The sequence below is a fragment of the Enterococcus sp. genome, from assembly GCF_022711995.1.
GTDB lineage: Bacteria > Bacillota > Bacilli > Lactobacillales > Enterococcaceae > Enterococcus_D.
On record NZ_JALAHI010000057.1, the window covers coordinates 1 to 18,554 of the forward strand.

Here is an 18,554-nt window from a genome sequence, read left to right on the forward strand (position 1 = left end):
AAATAATAGTTAGCGTTCCTATATTATATTTTTATGTCAATGCTCAATCATTTTACTCTAAAAGGAGGACAGGCTATGGCGTAAATTCATTCTGATAGTTATGAATCTGATAGTCATTACATTGAAACAAATCTCATTAAAGAAAGGAACTTAGGAAGTTGAAAAAAATTACATCGTTTATGTTAGTAGCTCCTTTGATGCTTTTTTCATTGGGGTATAAGGCAGAAGCACAAGAAACAGATAGTTTAGACCAATATTCTCAACAGATTGAAAAAGTAACGAAGGGAAATTTTGCTAAACAAAGAAGTGCCAATGGAAGTAGCGTGGGTGTCAAAGATGGCTGGATTTATGGCATCCAAGAAGAATCGAATGTTGCAGAGTTGATTCTTTATGTAGGGAATCCAGAAAACATCAAAATTCCAGGTGAAGTTTCTGGAAAACAAACAATGATCAACTTAGATGATTTAATCGGAATATTAGAATGCTCCAATATTACTCCGACACAAGTAAAAAGTATCAGTTTTGTAGAAGAAAATGGCAAGAAAGTTATTCCAGGATATGTAAGTGTTGATTGGAATAGCCAAAAACAAGTGAAAAAATATAATACGAGGCTAACCTTCGAAAGCTTTAGCAACTTGGAACATTTTGATGGTCGCGGGCTGGATACTTCACGGATGACAAACTTTAATTCACTATTTGCCTTTGCGAAAAAATTAAAAACAGTCAACCTAGCTAACTTAAATACAGCAAATGTTACGAATATGGCTTATATGTTTTCGCAATGTGAGCAACTATCTAGTGTGGATTTAACGAATTGGGACACTAGAAATGTAAGAGAAATGCAACAAATGTTCTATGATTGTCGTTCACTCGAATATTTAGATATTAACAATTTTTATACACCAAAGTTAAATACGATGGAATTCATGTTTGCAGGATGCGGAGCAAGTGTGATTCGCTTGGATAACTTTAGTATGTCTGCAGTTTACGAATTGAATAAATTTGGGATTTTTGACAACATGCCTAAAGGAAAATCATTGCTGATCACTACCAATGATCCTCAGCTTTTGAAATTCAACTATGTTGGACGAGTACCTTACGCTACACCTAAATTAAATGCAAATGGCGGTGTCTTTGCTGATGGAAAAGCAGAAAAGAGCTATTTTGAACGCTGTGCTGTGACACCAGATAAAATTGATTTAGCTCAATTTAATGCCTTCAAAAATAGCAATACACCAACAAGAGCTGGCTACAAATTTATGGGCTGGACAGAAAAATCTGTCGGAAAAGCGAATAGTGGCGTGCTAGACTTACTAAATAAAGAATACCAAGCAAAATGGCAAAAGAACTAACCATTTCTTGAAGAATCGATTGAGCCATCCGTTTTCACGGGTGGCTTTTTCTTCTGTTGGAAAAGAGGCTTTACTTATCGCCGAGAGGATAAATTTGCAGGATTGTGATTTGCTCAATGTATCTAATAAAACAACGTAAGCTCTTTTTTTGTGTGGGGTTGTAGGGAATACATATGGAACAGCTCTGTTACAAATACTTTTTTGTTTAGCCCTCAAGAATTTTCCACAGATATGGGGAAATATATTCAAACTTAACTAAAGCTCAGATTTTGCTTTTTTTAATAGCTGATTGCTTTATTTATAAAAATCAAGAAAAGAACTTTTTATGATGAAATATAATAATACTAGAGAAAATAGTTCAAAAGAAAGGATGAGTAGAATGAATGTAAAAAAAGTACTATTAAAGACTATTACATTAAGTAGTTTAGTAGTACTAGGTTCTGGTGGAATTGTTTCTGCTGCAGAAACCGAAAACGCAGAAGCTAGTCCTAATACAGAAAGCACGCCTCTGCAAGGATCTTTAGGACTATCAGAAAATGGTGGATTTAATCCGAATCCGCCTAGTGAGTTAAATAAACGAACAGAGATTGGTGACAGTTATTTTGGCATTGCGTATATCCCGGATGCCTTTGATTTTGGGACGGTCAAATTGAATGATGATATCAAAACACAAACAATCAAAGCATTAAAAGACAACCATAAGGACGAGCGCCAAACAAATGGAGAAAAAACATTTAATGTTGGTGTAAAAGATAAACGTCGCGAGACAACAAGTGAATGGACTTTGTTTGCTAAACTACAAAGTGGCATTGGTCAAACCAATGAAGGTATGCGGCTGAATATGCCTATGTCTAGCGATAATGTTGTCAGAAGAAATATCAACGATGGCACTGAGGATTTTCAACCGGACCAGTTAACAGAACAGCTGAAAAAAGAAGGCCATAATGAAGTAACCGGGCAAAAGAATCTGACGATTACAATGACGGATACACCGGTCATGTATACTGTAAAAGATCAATTTATCAACGGAGTTTATGATTTAGATCTTGGAGATGTCACTATAAGTATTCCGGATGCCAGCAAAGTAGCTGCACAAACCCTTGATACTAAAGTAGTATGGACATTATCGAATACTCCAACACAGAATGATCAATTGATTCAAAGTGTAAAAGATTTATTTACTGTTGATAGTAAATATACTAACCTGAAAAGTAGTGTGACTTCTCAAGAGTTAACAGATGTTGAGAATGAGATTTTAGCATTGGGTAATAGTACACAAAAAGCATATAACCTGCAACACTTCAATAAATATGCCAAAGGACATTTGATCCACTGGGATTTCAAGAAGAATGCCAATGCACATTTAGCAAGCCTCAAATTAATTACCAACTATGATGATACCCAAGCGGGGCTATATTTGTGTGATTTCTTCAATGCCAGAACTACAACTACTGAAGAGCCACCTTATGTCTCAGTCAAATTACAAAGAGGCAATGAATGTATTTTTAACAAAGGAATTGATAAATCAGGCAGTTCAAGAAGCATCAGTCAAATCGAAGTTAAACCAGGGGATATTTTGACCATTACCCATCAAGAGGGAGTGTCCGATAATGGCAAAGTAAGTGTTTACCCAGGAAACTTGAAAAAGGGTTATATTGATGAAAGTGGAAAAACACTGAAATACAAAGTAACCGATGCATTTAGATTAGTCCCAGCTGAATAATGGAGTCGTGACCAATGTCTAAAAGCGCCAGAAATGAACGTCGTCATTTCTGGCGCTTTTTTATAGTTCGAGAATCCTTACGTAACTGTAGGATTAATAAGTAAGAATCGAATACTTTTTTTAGATAGAAGCACCTAAAGGGAGTCTCAAAATATGGAAAATTGAAGAACCGTAGCAACTGCGGAATAACCAGCGGCACAAGTCCAACAATAAAACTATCAGTCATTAGCCAAATCACTCGTTGATGCTCTTCGTAAAGCTATTGTCAGTAACCCTTTTATGTAGGTTATCGTTTAACGGTCGAGCAATGCCACACCAGCGCAAATGCACTAAGAAAACCAGAGAATCTGCTTTCCCCAGCCAAAATCCCACAACTTCTGAGGCAAACATACATTTTTATGCAGGGGATTTAAAGCGTTTTTTACAGCTTTGATTGAAAGGATTAAGGAAACAAAAAAATCTGAAGAGCATCACTCTTCAAACCAGACAATTTCGTTATTAAATAAAAGAAAACAAATTTATATACCCACAACGTATACCCACAAAATAAAAAAATGCCACATCAAGGTCTCTTTTCTAAACTACCGAAGTAGCCAAGAAACCTTATGTGGCGTGGGTTTGGCACCCAATGGGCCGTGAGGGGCTCGAACCCGCGACCCGCTGATTAAGAGTCAGCTGCTCTACCAACTGAGCTAACGGCCCATAACAAAATTACTTTATTATCTTAGCACTCCGACTTTTAAAAATCAATCGTTCTGTTAAAAAAACTTGTTTTTTTTTATCTTTTTCAAGACGCAGGAGTTTTCCAGTAGGAAATGCTAGGTTTTCTTAAATTTTGAGTAGATTACTACAATTGATCTAAAATCTATGATAAAATTTACCTAGTTATCAAAACTAGATAAGTGGTTTCTGGTAAACAAATATTCTATTATTCAAAATGGAGAAGGTCATGGAAAAATTACGGTCAGATTTATTTTCTTGGAGCGAATCACTAAGCTCCTTTCATTTGCCCCGGTGGGAAGAACTGCCGACGTTAGAATTGTATATGGATCAAGTGATTACTTTGGTGGATCAGTATTTATCGCCAGTGATACAGTCGGACAAACACCCACTGCTGACTTCATCGATGGTCAATAATTACGTCAAAAAAGGAATGATTCCGCCCCCAGAGAAGAAACGATACAACCAAAAACATTTGGCATTTCTGATTGCCATCACAATGTTAAAACAGGTATTGACGATCCCGGAAATCAAAACAGGTATTTTATTTCAAGGAAAAGTAGTCGGGATACGCAATGCCTACAATTTATTTTGTGAAGAACAGGAAAAGGCGATTTGGACGGTCTGCCAAGAAGCAGCTGGTTCTCAAGAATCGGCTGCTACGGAGCCTATTCCAGTAGAGTTGGTTGCCATCAAAGGGGCCACCCGTTCTTTTGCAAATAAATTATTGGCAGAAAAAACGATTGAATTAGAAATAAATTACTTAGAAACCCACAAAGGAGAATCTTATGAATAAAGAGAAAATTGCTCTGCTTGTTGACTCTGGAACCGATGTCCCGGCAGAAATCATGTCACAATATGGTATGTATATGCTGCCATTACAAATCATCTATAAAGATCGCACGTATACCGATAAAGTAGATATTACAGCAGAAGAAATCTATCAACGATTGCCGCAAGAGATTCCCAGTACCTCACTGCCAGATGGAGAAGCCATCAATAAAATATTTGAGCAAATAAAAACCGACGGTTATGAAAAAGTGTTAGCCATTACCATCTCTAGTGGTTTGAGCGGAACATACAATGTGGTTCGCTTGATGGGAGAACAGCAGTCGGACTTAGATATTTTTGTTCTGGATACGAAAAATATTGGAATTGGTGCAGGGTTGCAAGCCATTCGAGCGGCAGAATTGTTAGCTGCTGGAAGTACATGGCAAAACCTCAAAGACCAGCTTTTACAAGAAGTTGCTCGCAATAAAGTCTTTTTCAATGTAGCAACATTAGAATATTTACAAAAAGGTGGCAGGATTGGGCTGGTCGCTTCGATTCTCGGAAATGCCTTGAAATTGAACCCAATCATCTCTTGTAATGAGGAAGGGATTTATTATACAGTAGCTAAATCAAGAGGACGGAAAAAGAGTTTGGATAAAACCGTTGAATTGGTGAAACAATACATTGGAAATCACAAACAATTTCGCTTAGCCGTCGCCCAAGGAGATGCGTTAGCAGAAGCCAAAGAAATGAAAATTCGTCTTGAACAAGAATTTCCTCAGGTGAAAGAAATTTTCTTCGGACAGATATCTCCCGCACTAGTTGTGCATACAGGACCAGGTTTACTAGGAGTCGGAGTGCAACTATTAGCCTAATGGCTGTGTGATGGCGATAGGAATAAGCAAAAGAGTCATGAACAACTAAAGGAGCGGCTGAAAGTTAGATGTTAACTTTCAGTCTCTTTTTTGTAAAAGGGCTAAATGTTCTGCTAAGTAGGAACGTTAAATCTTTACGCAAAAAAATAGGTTGATTTACTGAAACTGAAGCGCATCGGATAATTGAATCAATTATCTTGTGTGAAGAATATGGATGCGGAGTTTGTAAAGCTTTTGAAAATAAACTCGCTTATCAGAGATGTAGTTTGATTTTGAGGTTACAAAATTTCTCTCTGAAAGTTGACTGAAAACATTTGCTCAAAAACTGGGAGAAAATTATGGAAAAATTATTTTTAAACAAGGAACACATTGCTAGGTTTAGCTATATGGTTAATGAGTGAGGGGCTGAAAATCTTAGACCTTCGTATTTATGAGGCTTTTATTTATCATTGGAGGTAACACTACTCCAGATTCAGCAGAAAAAAATGATTCCGTCGGTAACTTGCCTTAGGGGCTGTGCCATAAATCTCCTACAAGTAACACTATCCGAACAGTATATAGTGTTTCTCCTGCGATGCAGTGGCTCCTTGTTGCAAAAGTCAGTGAAATCTATCATAGCAACAGAATATTATTGGTTTCACTTGTTGGACGATGACTTATGTCACAGTCCCAAGCGTTCATAGTTTGCTGGTAAAAAAATCTGTGATCTCGGGTATTTATAAAAATAACTCCTTTAATTATAAAAAAAGGATCACCCCCCAACAAATAAGGGATTGATTCTTTATGCTAACGAATATGCTTCTTTAAAATAACTTCATCCCCATTCATCTCATCAGTCAACTTAAATCCAAATTTCTTATATAAACGTAATGCGCTCTCGTTATCTGATTTTGTTGACAAAGTAATGATAGGAACAGCTCTATTTCTAAATTTCTCAATAACGATTTCCAATGCTCTTGTACCATATCCTTTATTTTGATACGATTTATCAATGGTAAATTGCCATAGCCAATATCGATCTTCTTCATTGGGAATCGTTTGATCAAAAACAAGAGCAGTGTAGCCAATAACTTCATTATTCAAACAAATAAAATAAGGTTCGGAATATTCATTACCAAAAGCAACTTGAATTGCTTCAGGAATTGCTAACACTAAATTTGAACGTAGTTGTTCACTAGTAACAGCTACCTTATTTCCTAAGAAAGAATTCTTTTCATCCACTGGAAGTAAGTGAATCCATTCTTCAGGTTCATTTTTAAATTGTTTTTGAAGTTCAATTTCAATAGAGTTTGTTCCCACTTGATCCACGGCATAAATGTTTATTATTTTATCGAAACCCATAGATTTCCAAAATTTTAAACCGACGTAGTTATTGGCCGAGACAACAAGTTCAGCTTTTTTTAGTTGTTTTTCAGCATAACGTTTCGCCAATTCTTTTACTGCAAGTTTACCAAATCCACGGTTTCTATATTTCTCACTTATATAAAAGTGAAGAATATATATGCTGGACAGAGAGTCATCGAATACCCATAAATACCCAATTACCGTATTTAAATAAAAAATGCTCAGACAATGGCAATCATTATTTGAAAGCTCAGGGATGATACGCTCAATATTAATTAGTGGAGGTAAGGGGTCACGGCCTTCCAACTTGTTAAAATGTGGTTTTGCTTCTTCAAAAATGCGATTGAGCTCATTTTTTTCAATTGCATTTGAATGTTTTACTGTTATTAAGCTCATAAATTTTTCTCCTTGTTAAATAGTTTAAAATTATTTAACAAAAAATGTTGGTCTGCCCATATAAGTCTCCTTTCATGTTCATCGTCTAACTAATTCTATACTATTTCCAATGTTTTGAAAACGATTTCTATCGAGGGATTTCTGTTCAAAAAACGAAATTTTTCTAGACACTCTTTTTTGACTTTTGACCATCAACTTGTGAATAAATCCCTGCGTATTTAAAACTAGATTTACGAATAGTTGGACAATTTTTTGATGAGTCAAAACTTAATAATTTGTGACACAGATACTGAATCGCGATATAATAGGCTTGCAAGTGTTTCATAAACTTATGTTGAAAAGTTAAGGAGATTTTGCATGATTTTAGAGAATAAATTGGGTTTAACCAATCAAGTTGAGTTGGCCAAGGCTGAAGAAAAACTTAGCAAGCAAAAGGCGAAGGAATTATATGATTCAGGAAAAATAAATGAAATCGAAGTCGGCACGTTTAAAGGCTTATCTGACATTCATGATTTTCTCTTTTCAGAAATTTACGATTTTGCAGGAAAAATTCGGACGGTCAATATCGCAAAAGGAAATTTTCGTTTCGCACCGGTCATGTACCTGGAACATTCGTTAAAGTATATTGATCAAATGCCGCAAACTTCTTTTGAAGAGATCATCAAGAAATATGTGGAAATGAATATCGCTCACCCGTTTCGTGAAGGAAATGGACGGAGCGCTAGAATTTGGTTGGATCTCATTTTAAAGGAAGAATTGCAAAGAGTTGTCGATTGGAACTTAATCGATAAAGAAGACTACCTTTCTGCAATGGAGCGCAGTCCAATAAACGATTTGGAAATACGGTATTTAATATTTAATGCCTTGACTGATAAAATTGACGACCGTGAGTTATATATGAAAGGCATCGATGTCAGCTATTTCTATGAGGGGTACTCTGAGTATACGATAGATGATTTGTAAGAGCAGATGAGGCAATGATAAAAATCTGTCTCAACTGTTTCTCAAAATGCAATAGAACAAATCAGACAGTTGCTTGAAAAGGGTGTAGAGAAGAATATTTTTTCAGAAAAATTTATAGATACGAAACGAGATCAGTCAAAGTTTAATCAGCTGTCAGCTGGTCTGAAGTCTGGAGGCATAATCGGAGTTACTAACGTGATCGAAACGACCGCAATACACGAGCAGCAGTAGAAATCAGTGAACTATTTAAGCGGTTCGCTCTTTATTGCTATGCCACTCACATACCAAAAGTCGCAACTAGCATAAAAAGGCGCTCCCTTGCCTCACGGTTAGGAGACGCTTTTTTGCTTTAGTGCTATAAATTTTCTATTGTTTCGCACTACTACAAGCACAGGGGAATAGAGAAACTGATTTTCACATGATTCGAATGGCAATATGTAGAAGATACTTATGTTGAAGGGTTACTTGCTAAGCATTTAGCTGAAAGCGTGAAATTAAAAGTAAATATTCAAGAATGAATGATGAATCAACCATGAAAGAGAGAATATTATTCCAGTCCCTTCAGCTACACTTGATTTGTAGGAGCGTTAAAAAAGTTCTTTAGAGGATTACGTAGGAAGTCTAGGTTCGCAGGATTTTCTTAAGAATACGCATAGATAGGCGCCAAGATTTGTGGAAAGGTGAAAACGCACCTTAAATCATGTATAATAAGTAGGAAAGAATAAAAAATGAGGTGACATTTCTTGAAAAAGATCCTAGTCGTGGACGATGAAAAGCCGATCTCGGACATCGTCAAGTTCAATTTGACAAAAGAAGGTTACGAAGTATATACAGCTTATGATGGTGAAGAAGCATTAGAAAAAGTGGCAGAGGTAGAACCGGATCTGATTTTGCTGGATTTGATGCTGCCGAAAATGGACGGCTTAGAAGTGGCTCGTGAAGTTCGAAAAAATCACGATATGCCAATCATTATGGTCACAGCCAAAGATTCTGAAATCGACAAAGTGTTAGGCTTGGAATTGGGTGCAGATGATTATGTGACGAAACCATTTTCCAACCGTGAATTGGTGGCTCGTGTCAAAGCTAATCTGCGTCGGGGCTCTGCTTCAGCGAAAGAAGCGGAAGAAGCGCCAAATGCAGAACTTACGATTGGCGATTTGACGATCCACCCAGATGCCTACATGGTAACGAAAAATGGCGATGCCATCGAATTGACCCATCGGGAGTTTGAGCTAATGCACTACTTAGCCAAACATTTAGGTCAAGTGATGACGCGAGAACATTTGTTACAAACTGTCTGGGGGTATGATTACTTCGGCGATGTTCGGACCGTTGACGTTACGGTTCGCCGTTTGCGGGAAAAAATTGAAGATAGTCCAAGTCATCCGAATTATTTAGTCACTCGTCGCGGAGTCGGCTACTACTTGCGGAACCCTGAACAGGAATAAGCTATGAAAAATAAGGTTCGCTTTTTTCGATCAGTGAACTTCAAAATCGCCCTGACTTTTATCTTGATCTTATTGATTTCGATCCAGATTATCGGGGCGTATTTTATTCGTGAATTAGAGAAGACAACGATCGACGCCTTTAAGCGCGACATGGAGGCAAGAGCAAGCACGCTGGTCGTTACTCTAGGTTCAGAACTTAGTCGGATGGATGCAGAAGATAGTCTTGACTGGGATGCGATGAATTCTTCTTTGAATCGGATCCTTTCTAGTACCAACTCTTCTGAGATTTTAGAGATGCGTGTCGTTGATGAACAAGGAATCATTCGGGCGACGACCAATATCAATGATCGAGGATCGGTGGGTGAAAAAAATGACTACCGAGACTATGATACCAACCGTAGCGAGGTCTTATACGATGAGTCGTCAGGACAGCGTGTGTACAATATCGTTCAATCGATCCAGTCACCGATAGGAGATACGGTTCTAGGAACGTTGTATTTGAGGAGCAATCTTGAACAGAAATACAGTGAAGTCAGTGATACTGCCGTGATTTTTGTGACGGCGTCTTTGATTGCGGCTGGAATCTCGATTATTGTGGCATTGCTAGTCTCTCGTTCGATCACTCAACCGATTGGTGAAATGCGAGAGCAGGCGATTCGGATTGCCAAAGGAGATTATAGTCGTAAAGTAGCTGTTCATGGCCAAGATGAACTGGGCCAGTTGGCTGAAACCTTCAATCAGTTAGGGGAACGTATCGAGGAAACGCAAGAAGCCATGGAATCGGAGCGAAATCGACTAGACAGTGTCCTCTCTCACATGACTGATGGGGTTGTGGCAACGGACCGTCGGGGCAAGGTCATTACGATCAATGAGATGGCGATGTCGTTATTGAATGTCACATCAGAAGAAGCAGTGGGACAATCGATTCTGACTCTGCTCCAAATTGATGAAGAATACACCTTGCGTAAACTGTTAGAGAGTCCAGATGAAATGCTGATTGAACGGCCCAACAATGACATCGTTGGAACGAATTTGATTTTACGAATCGACTTTTCAATGATTCGTCGTGAATCCGGATTTATTTCTGGCTTAGTTGCTGTTATGCATGATGTCACAGAACAAGAGAAAAATGAACAAGAACGGCGAGAATTTGTATCCAATGTCTCTCATGAATTGCGGACACCGTTGACCAGTATGCGCAGCTATATTGAAGCATTGAGCGAAGGCGCTTGGCAAGATCCGGAAATTGCACCGAACTTTTTGAAAGTGACACTTGATGAAACCGATCGGATGATTCGGATGATCAATGATCTGCTGAGTCTCTCTCGAATGGATAGTGGCAATGCGCAGCTTCAATTGGAATACATCAATTTCAATGAGTTGGTCAGCTTTGTGTTGGATCGATTTGATATGATGGTGACCAATGAGAACAAGAAATACGTGATTCGCCGTGAATTTACCAAACGTGAACTTTGGGTCGAAGTGGATACAGATAAAATGATCCAAGTAATCGATAACATCATGAACAATGCCATCAAATATTCACCAGATGGGGGTGTGATCACAGTCAAATTGATGGAAACTCATAACAACATTGTTTTGAGCATCAATGATCAAGGCTTGGGAATCCCTAAAAAAGATCTCACCAAAATCTTTGACCGGTTTTACCGCGTAGACAAAGCCCGGGCTCGCCAACAAGGGGGAACTGGTTTAGGGTTAGCCATCTCTCGCGAAGTGATCAAATCTCATGGGGGAGCCATTTGGGCAGAAAGCCGAGAAAACCGCGGTTCAACATTTTATATCATGTTGCCATATGAACCGTATGAGGAGGATTGGTGGGAATGAAAGTTTCAGAAAAAGTGATTCGGCTAGGTTTGATCATCATGGTTGCTCTGAGCTTTTATTTTTCCTACATGATTTGGTTGAACCCTACTGGTTATGATCGCTCAATTGAACAAGGAACAGATACCGTGAACACCAGTATTCAGACCTACAAACAAAAAAGTGATTTATTTTTGCCATTGTATTTAACTTGGATCCAACAAGATGAAATCAAAGAAACCAATTCTGAGACGTTGATTCGTGAGATTCAAAGCGTGCTCAGTGATTCCAAAGTCAGTGACCTTACATTGCAAAAATATGATGCCAAATCTTTTTCGGAAGCGGCAACGTTGGATGATGGGATAACATTGGCGTATTATACCCCATTCTTATTGAATGATTATGCTGAGACTTTTGCTATTGATTTGTCTGTAGGGGATAGTTCTGCCAATAAAATGGCTTTCTCTCGGATTCAAATTGATTTGAAAAACAATAAAATCCAATTTGTGAATTTGGAAGAAACGCGAATCATTGAAGGAACGATTGATTGGGATAAAAATGATGTCAATCAGATTTTGAAGGATAATCCAAGAGATTGGACAGCAATGCGCAAAGAAGATTCTGGCAAAAGCAACCAGTTTTATACAAAAGATACCATCAAACTGAAAAAGTATAGCTATGTGTCCTCTTTGCAGTCAGCAAATCTCTTCCGTGAAGCATTCTTTACTTCGCCTAAAGACGTCAAAGTAAATGATGATAGTGTCGATACGTACTATTATGAAGGTGGTCAAAACATGGCGGTCTTGCATGACGATCAAGTAGTCAAATTTGAAACGACTGTGTCGGAAAGTGAAGAAACGGATCTATTTATGCAAAGTGCAGACTACATTCGTCGTTTAGGCAACAACTTTGGAACGATTCGCTTTTTTGACCGTTTGAGCAATCAGTTAGATTATCGGATCTTTGTAGAAGGATATCCAGTTTTTAGTAGTGGGGCCCAAGGGTTGATGAAAGTGACCTTCTCCAATAGTGGTCAATTAGGTAATCGTGAAATGGCAATCGAATCCAGCTTGAATGCTATCCAGGTACCAATCCCTTCTGAAACGGAAGTCGAATTGCCATCTAGTTTGACTGTTCGTGATGACTTGCTTTCGGCAGGAGCAGAAGCCGATCAACTACAACAGATTATTGTTGGCTATCAGTGGGGAGATATCAAAGGAGCCTCGGTGGTGGATTTGACCCCAACATGGTATGTCAAATACGAAAACAAATGGTTCAATTATCAAGATTTAATGGCTAAATTGACAGAAACGGGGGGAGTTTGATTGGATTTCAAACGAATCGAATGGATTTTTTTCCTAGCGTTTTTGGGGTTGAATGTGTTCTTATTCAACATCTACAGTGAAGCCCGCAGTGAACAGCAAAATGTCCTGCAGTCGAATCAGACGATCCCGATCGAACAACGGCTGGCCTCAGAAGATATCAAATACTCGGGAGAACTTTCTGATGATTATTTAAGCGGGTACTATTTAAGCGGCGAACAAACCGATTTGGCGGCAGCTTTGAGAGAAGCGCAAGGGGACAAACGATTACTCGAAGCCACGACGGTGAAAGGGCAACAGTTGACCCATATCTCTTCTGGTGGCTTTTACATCAGTGATGATACCCAAGCGGAGAAGACGGTTAATGAGTACCTTCAGCGGAAAGACCAAGTTCTCTATGGCGATGAATATCACTATATGAAAAATCTGTCCTTGTTAGATCAAGAATACCCGAGTATTGTCGCCAGCCAGTCCTATGAGAATATTCCCTTTAATGATAGCTCAAGCCGGATCGATCTAACATTGGAACCATCAAATAAACTGTTGCAGATTGCTAAGTACACCCAGACTCATATTTCCAATATCACCCCTTTGCGGGAGAAGATGACGCTTTATTCGGAAAAAGAAGCAGTCAATACATTGTATCTGAATAATAAATTGCCGAGTCATTCAAAGATATTGTGGACGGAACTGGCGTATACTAGGATTTTGATTGTCGGTGATCGAAATGTGTATATCCCTGCTTGGTTTGTTGCAGTCAAAGCAGATGCAGATGAGAACATCCTGATCGAAACGGTCAACGCCTTTAGTAATCGAATCATCACAAATAATGCAGTACAAAAAGTAGATAATCCATAAGAAAATAGGTATAATGGAATTCGTTGAAAGCAAGAGAGAGGAAGACGGAAACAATGATGAAGGAAAGTGCCTTTCAAGTAAGCATTCTAGCTAGCGGAAGTTCAGGAAATTCGTTATATATCGAAAGTAACAAAAAACGAATCCTAGTGGACGCAGGACTGAGTGGCAAAAAAATCACTTCGTTATTGGATGAAGTTGGACGTAAGCCAGAGGATCTGGATGCGATTCTGGTGACACATGAACATCGTGATCATATCCATGGTGTAGGGGTCTTAGCGCGTAAATACAAGCTTGATGTCTATGCAAATACAAAAACGTGGCAAGCGATGGACAATATGATTGGGAATATTGCCGTCGAGCAAAAACATGTTTTTGAAATGGGAAAAGTCTTGACGATGGGAGACATGGATATCGAAAGTTTCGGTGTTTCTCATGATGCGGCAGCACCACAGTTTTATCGATTTCATAAAGATGGCAAGTCGTTTGTTATGTTGACAGACACAGGATACTGCAGTGATCATGTTCGTGGGATCATCAAAGGAGCCGACGCCTACCTAGTGGAAAGCAATCATGATTTAGAAATGTTGCGGATGGGTCCGTATCCTTGGAGTCTTAAACAACGCATTCTTGGTGATCGTGGACATTTATCCAATGAAGATGGTGCATTAGTCATGGCAGATATATTGACGGATAACACGAAGCGCGTTTATCTTGGACATTTGAGTAAAGAAAACAATCTAAAAGAGTTAGCCCACCTAACGATGGTCAATACGATGAAAGAACATGACTTGGGTGTTGGTGAGGCCTTTGAGGTTTATGATACTGATCCAGACAAAGCGACAGAATTATTCGGCATTTGAAGATAGATGCCGGATGCGTTGAATCGCCTCGGTTGTTCTTTAAATCAGTTTTTAGAAAAGCTAAAAAAACGATGTTGAAATTTTTCAGCATCGTTTTTTATTTTTTGTGACTAGGGAACCTTGATATAGCCTGAATGGACTAATAATTGGATGATAATGACTAATGTGTTCATCCCCACATGAGTGATCATTGAGGTCCAGATGCGTCCTGTCAACGCATAGAGGCCAGAGAAGAAAAGTCCTAATAGAATGTAGACAAGCAAGTGATTGTCGCTATGAGCGAAGGCAAAGGCGACAGCACTGACGATGACACCAACCCAGATATTTGTATAGTTGGCAATGATACCCACAAGGGCACGGCGAAAGACAAATTCTTCCATGATTGGACCGCCGACCATTGCAGCAAGCGCAAAAATCGGATTCTGAAGAATGATGTTGATGATACTCTCCGTATTTTCTGAGGCAGCCACTTCGCCAAAAAGGGATTCAATAAAGACCGCGACATTTTGTAACAAGATAGCTGCAATGATGCCTGCCAGACCATAAATGATAATAGCCGATACTTTCAATTGTTTTCGTTCAAACGACAATGGTTCTGTTTGTTTGAAATAAAGAATGATCATCAAGATTGCTCCGACGATATATGAAACCGTGGTAGCAGGGATCGTTGCTCCAGTTGAGATAAAAGCGACTGGGATAAAGAATGCCACGCCATAAATCAAAATCGTCGATAATGCGTATTTTTTAAGAGACATAAATGTAATCATCACACTCCTTTTTTTCTATTATAGACTACTGACTCATTAGAAACAAAAAATTTCCTTAGTTTTTCTGCAGGGAGAATCAATAAAAAGAAAAAGCAAAATAAATTTAATCAAAAGGCTTGCAAAAAAAACAGAAAATGAGTAATATTAATTTTGTGAGTTAGCACTCGATGTATGAGAGTGCTAATGTGAATTCTATCAAAACAATTGGAGGGATTTATCGTGTTAAGACCATTAGGTGATCGTGTGATTATCGAAGTCGCAAAAGAAGAAGAAAAAACTGTTGGAGGAATTGTGCTTGCATCAGCAGCGAAAGAAAAACCTCAAACAGGAACCGTCATTGCAGTCGGTGAAGGACGCACGTTAGAAAACGGTGAAAAAGCTCCTGTTGCTGTCAACGTTGGAGAACAAGTGATGTTTGAAAAATACGCTGGCACAGAAGTGAAATTTGAAGGTAACGAATATTTGATCGTTGCTGCAAAAGACATTATTGCAGTAGTTGAATAAAAAATAAATCAGTTGAGGTGAATGAATCATGGCAAAAGAAATCAAATTTGCAGAAGATGCACGTGCAGCAATGTTGCGCGGAGTAGATAAATTAGCAGATACAGTAAAAGTAACTTTAGGGCCAAAAGGTCGTAACGTCGTTTTAGAAAAATCTTATGGTTCACCATTGATCACAAATGATGGCGTAACAATCGCTAAAGAAATCGAATTAGAAGATCATTTTGAAAACATGGGCGCAAAACTTGTTTCTGAAGTTGCTTCTAAAACAAATGACATTGCCGGTGACGGAACAACGACAGCGACATTGCTAACTCAAGCGATCGTTCGTGAAGGTCTAAAAAACGTGACTGCTGGTGCAAATCCATTAGGCATTCGTCGCGGAATCGAAATGGCAACCAAAGTTGCTGTTGAAGAATTACACAACATTTCTTCCATCGTTGACTCAAAAGAAGCAATTGCACAAGTTGGTGCGGTGTCTTCTGGTAGTGAACAAGTCGGAAAATACATCGCAGACGCTATGGAAAAAGTGGGCAACGACGGTGTAATCACTATCGAAGAATCAAAAGGGATCGAAACAGAATTAGATGTAGTAGAAGGAATGCAATTCGATCGCGGTTATCTTTCACAATACATGGTCACTGACAATGATAAAATGGAAGCTGCTTTAGAAAATCCATACATCTTGATCACTGACAAAAAAATCTCTAACATCCAAGACATCTTGCCATTGTTAGAACAAATCTTACAACAATCAAAACCATTGTTGATCATCGCTGACGATGTAGACGGTGAAGCATTACCAACATTGGTCTTGAACAAAATCCGCGGAACATTCAATGTTGTAGCAGTTAAAGCTCCAGGCTTTGGTGACCGTCGTAAAGCAATGCTAGAAGATATTGCTATCTTGACTGGTGGTACGGTCATCACTGAAGACTTAGGATTAGAGTTGAAAGATGCGACAATCGACAACCTAGGACAAGCAAGCAAAGTCGTTGTGGATAAAGACAACACAACTATCGTTGAAGGTGCTGGCGACAAATCAGCAATCGATGCTCGTGTGCAATTGATCAAAAATCAAATTGCTGACACAACATCTGATTTTGACCGTGAAAAATTACAAGAGCGCCTAGCGAAATTAGCAGGTGGTGTGGCAGTCATCAAAGTGGGTGCACCAACTGAAACAGAACTAAAAGAATTGAAACTACGTATCGAAGACGCATTGAACGCTACCCGTGCAGCAGTTGAAGAAGGTATGGTATCTGGTGGGGGAACTGCCCTTGTCAATGTCATCAACAAAGTAGCTGCCATCGAAGCTGAGGGTGACGCAGCAACTGGTGTGAAAATCGTCTTGCGTGCACTAGAAGAACCAGTACGTCAAATCGCTGAAAATGCTGGTTATGAAGGATCAGTAATCATCGACAAATTAAAACATGCAGACCTTGGCGTTGGTTTCAACGCAGCAACTGGCGAATGGGTAAACATGCTTGAAGCAGGAATCGTTGACCCAACCAAAGTAACACGCTCTGCGTTGCAAAATGCCGCTTCTGTAGCCGCATTATTGTTAACAACAGAAGCAGTCGTTGCTGACAAACCAGAACCAGCTGCACCAGCAGCTCCAGCAATGGATCCATCTATGGGCATGGGCGGCATGATGTAATTACACTAGAAGAACTCCTTTGCGAAGGGGTTCTTTTTTTTATATTTTCTTTAATTCGACTAAAAGGGGTAAAAAAGGGGCAAATTATAAACTATTCAATCGGTCGATAACTTGTTCTTTGGATTTCTTTGTAACGTGATTATAAATAGATAAAGTAGTATTGGCGTCTGAGTGTCCAACTCTCTCCATTATTGTTTTTTAATGGAAGATCAATTCAGTAAGTAAAGAGATGTGGCTATGCCGGAATATGTGCGAGGATAAATTCTTTTACCATTGAAGTTCATTTTGAGCTCTGCGTAATACCGGATTAAAGCTGTGAAGAGATAATGGAGTTCCTCTGTAAAATTTAAAAATATAATCAGCTTTGCTTTGAGAACCGAACAATAAGGAGTTACGTTCTATAACATCATCAACAATTTCTATTGCTCTAGTAGGTAATGATAGTGTCCCATCCGTGCCAAGCAAGAAAAAACGTGTTTTGTGATAGACGATGCAACTATTGAGAAATTTCAGTGGTTATGCGCTCAACATCAAAAGCGGTTTTGAAAGAAACTATATCCAAAGGATACTTTAAAAGAATTGATCGACAACGAATATGAAATTCGAAAGAGTTTCGGTTAGGAGTTGAACCATGATTAGTAAAGAAAAACTGATCCATCGAATTATTAGAGAGCTAGAATCAGATTTAGCGTTAGATCAGCTAAGAGAGTTGAAACTGGTTCTAACGATAAGCTTGATCTGTTAGACGTAACAAAAGCTTCAAGAGATTTGGTCGTCTATGATGCAACTTCAGATATTGCAGCAAATAAGCAATTCTTTGTTTTCAAAAAGATACAGGGCTTTCAAACGGAACTTTAACTCTTTTATATACAGACGATCAATCTCTTCATGAGAAGCGTAAGAAAGTCATACAAAGATGTGACTACAAACGATATACGATTGTTTATTGCAAATAGAGAAAGGATTGACAAGATATTCCTAACTTAGTTCGATTAGATTGATATAACTGTTAACTTTCTTATGGTCAAACCGATTTATATAAATATAGTAAGAAACGAGAAAGTTGGGTTAATATGAATTTTAAAAAGTTTCAAAGTAAAAGATGGGTATTTACAATAATTTTAATTCTAGTATTTGTTTCAGTAATAATAGTATTTTTTAGTAAAAAGAAGA

General features: G+C 38.5%; 14 protein-coding genes, 1 tRNA gene and 1 pseudogene. 13 read left to right on the forward strand and 3 right to left on the reverse strand.

Annotated elements, in window-relative coordinates:
• Positions 1 to 158: 158 nt before the first annotated feature.
• Positions 159 to 1,352 (forward strand): BspA family leucine-rich repeat surface protein, encoded by a 1,194-nt coding sequence (locus Q0A12_RS05585; RefSeq protein WP_291291675.1) that lies wholly within the window; start codon positions 159 to 161, stop codon positions 1,350 to 1,352.
• Between the two features lie 379 nt (positions 1,353 to 1,731).
• Positions 1,732 to 3,075: a WxL domain-containing protein gene (locus Q0A12_RS05590; RefSeq protein WP_291291676.1), complete on the forward strand. Its 1,344-nt coding sequence runs from the start codon at positions 1,732 to 1,734 to the stop codon at positions 3,073 to 3,075.
• Between the two features lie 629 nt (positions 3,076 to 3,704).
• Here Q0A12_RS05590 and Q0A12_RS05595 read toward each other — a convergent pair.
• Positions 3,705 to 3,777 (reverse strand) — tRNA-Lys (locus Q0A12_RS05595).
• A 247-nt stretch (positions 3,778 to 4,024) separates the two neighbouring features.
• Here Q0A12_RS05595 and Q0A12_RS05600 point away from each other — a divergent pair.
• Together Q0A12_RS05600 and Q0A12_RS05605 are read left to right on the forward strand one after the other, a co-directional pair.
• Positions 4,025 to 4,591 (forward strand): DUF1836 domain-containing protein, encoded by a 567-nt coding sequence (locus Q0A12_RS05600; protein WP_291291677.1) that lies wholly within the window; start codon positions 4,025 to 4,027, stop codon positions 4,589 to 4,591.
• Complete coding sequence (locus Q0A12_RS05605; protein ID WP_291291678.1) at positions 4,584 to 5,441, forward strand: DegV family protein; 858 nt, start codon at positions 4,584 to 4,586, stop codon at positions 5,439 to 5,441. Before Q0A12_RS05600 ends, Q0A12_RS05605 begins: the two co-directional genes overlap by 8 nt.
• Before the next feature lie 786 nt (positions 5,442 to 6,227).
• Here Q0A12_RS05605 and Q0A12_RS05610 read toward each other — a convergent pair.
• Positions 6,228 to 7,181 carry a GNAT family N-acetyltransferase gene (locus Q0A12_RS05610; protein WP_291291679.1) on the reverse strand — a complete coding sequence of 318 codons (954 nt, stop codon included), beginning with the start codon at positions 7,179 to 7,181 and terminating at the stop codon, positions 6,228 to 6,230.
• Between the two features lie 357 nt (positions 7,182 to 7,538).
• Between Q0A12_RS05610 and fic the strand changes: the two genes are divergently transcribed.
• From fic to Q0A12_RS05645, 7 genes and pseudogenes are all read left to right on the forward strand, one after another.
• Entirely contained in the window at positions 7,539 to 8,144 is a 606-nt protein-coding gene (gene fic / locus Q0A12_RS05615; protein ID WP_291291680.1) for a protein adenylyltransferase Fic, read from the forward strand.
• 51 nt (positions 8,145 to 8,195) lie between these two features.
• A pseudogene (locus Q0A12_RS05620) lies at positions 8,196 to 8,386 on the forward strand (recombinase family protein); the annotation flags it as partial.
• 501 nt (positions 8,387 to 8,887) lie between these two features.
• A complete protein-coding gene (gene yycF, locus Q0A12_RS05625) occupies positions 8,888 to 9,592 on the forward strand; it encodes a response regulator YycF (protein ID WP_291291681.1) in 705 nt (234 codons plus the stop codon).
• A gap of 3 nt (positions 9,593 to 9,595) precedes the next feature.
• Positions 9,596 to 11,437 (forward strand): cell wall metabolism sensor histidine kinase WalK, encoded by a 1,842-nt coding sequence (gene walK, locus Q0A12_RS05630; protein ID WP_291291682.1) that lies wholly within the window; start codon positions 9,596 to 9,598, stop codon positions 11,435 to 11,437.
• The gene (yycH, locus tag Q0A12_RS05635) at positions 11,434 to 12,738 is read left to right on the forward strand and encodes a two-component system activity regulator YycH (protein WP_291291683.1); all 1,305 of its coding nucleotides are present in this window, start codon (positions 11,434 to 11,436) and stop codon (positions 12,736 to 12,738) included. The genes walK and yycH overlap by 4 nt, the downstream gene beginning before the upstream one ends.
• Entirely contained in the window at positions 12,739 to 13,593 is an 855-nt protein-coding gene (locus Q0A12_RS05640) for a two-component system regulatory protein YycI (protein ID WP_291291684.1), read from the forward strand.
• A 53-nt stretch (positions 13,594 to 13,646) separates the two neighbouring features.
• The gene (locus Q0A12_RS05645) at positions 13,647 to 14,453 is read left to right on the forward strand and encodes an MBL fold metallo-hydrolase (protein ID WP_291291685.1); all 807 of its coding nucleotides are present in this window, start codon (positions 13,647 to 13,649) and stop codon (positions 14,451 to 14,453) included.
• A 110-nt stretch (positions 14,454 to 14,563) separates the two neighbouring features.
• On the opposite strand, the gene Q0A12_RS05650 is transcribed toward Q0A12_RS05645, so the two are convergent.
• Positions 14,564 to 15,208 carry a type II CAAX endopeptidase family protein gene (locus tag Q0A12_RS05650; RefSeq protein WP_291291687.1) on the reverse strand — a complete coding sequence of 215 codons (645 nt, stop codon included), beginning with the start codon at positions 15,206 to 15,208 and terminating at the stop codon, positions 14,564 to 14,566.
• A 231-nt stretch (positions 15,209 to 15,439) separates the two neighbouring features.
• Here Q0A12_RS05650 and groES point away from each other — a divergent pair, with 231 nt between their 5' ends.
• Together groES and groL are read left to right on the forward strand one after the other, a co-directional pair.
• Entirely contained in the window at positions 15,440 to 15,724 is a 285-nt protein-coding gene (groES, locus tag Q0A12_RS05655) for a co-chaperone GroES (RefSeq protein ID WP_003127440.1), read from the forward strand.
• A 28-nt stretch (positions 15,725 to 15,752) separates the two neighbouring features.
• The gene (groL, locus tag Q0A12_RS05660) at positions 15,753 to 17,381 is read left to right on the forward strand and encodes a chaperonin GroEL (protein ID WP_291291686.1); all 1,629 of its coding nucleotides are present in this window, start codon (positions 15,753 to 15,755) and stop codon (positions 17,379 to 17,381) included.
• Positions 17,382 to 18,554: the final 1,173 nt, after the last annotated feature.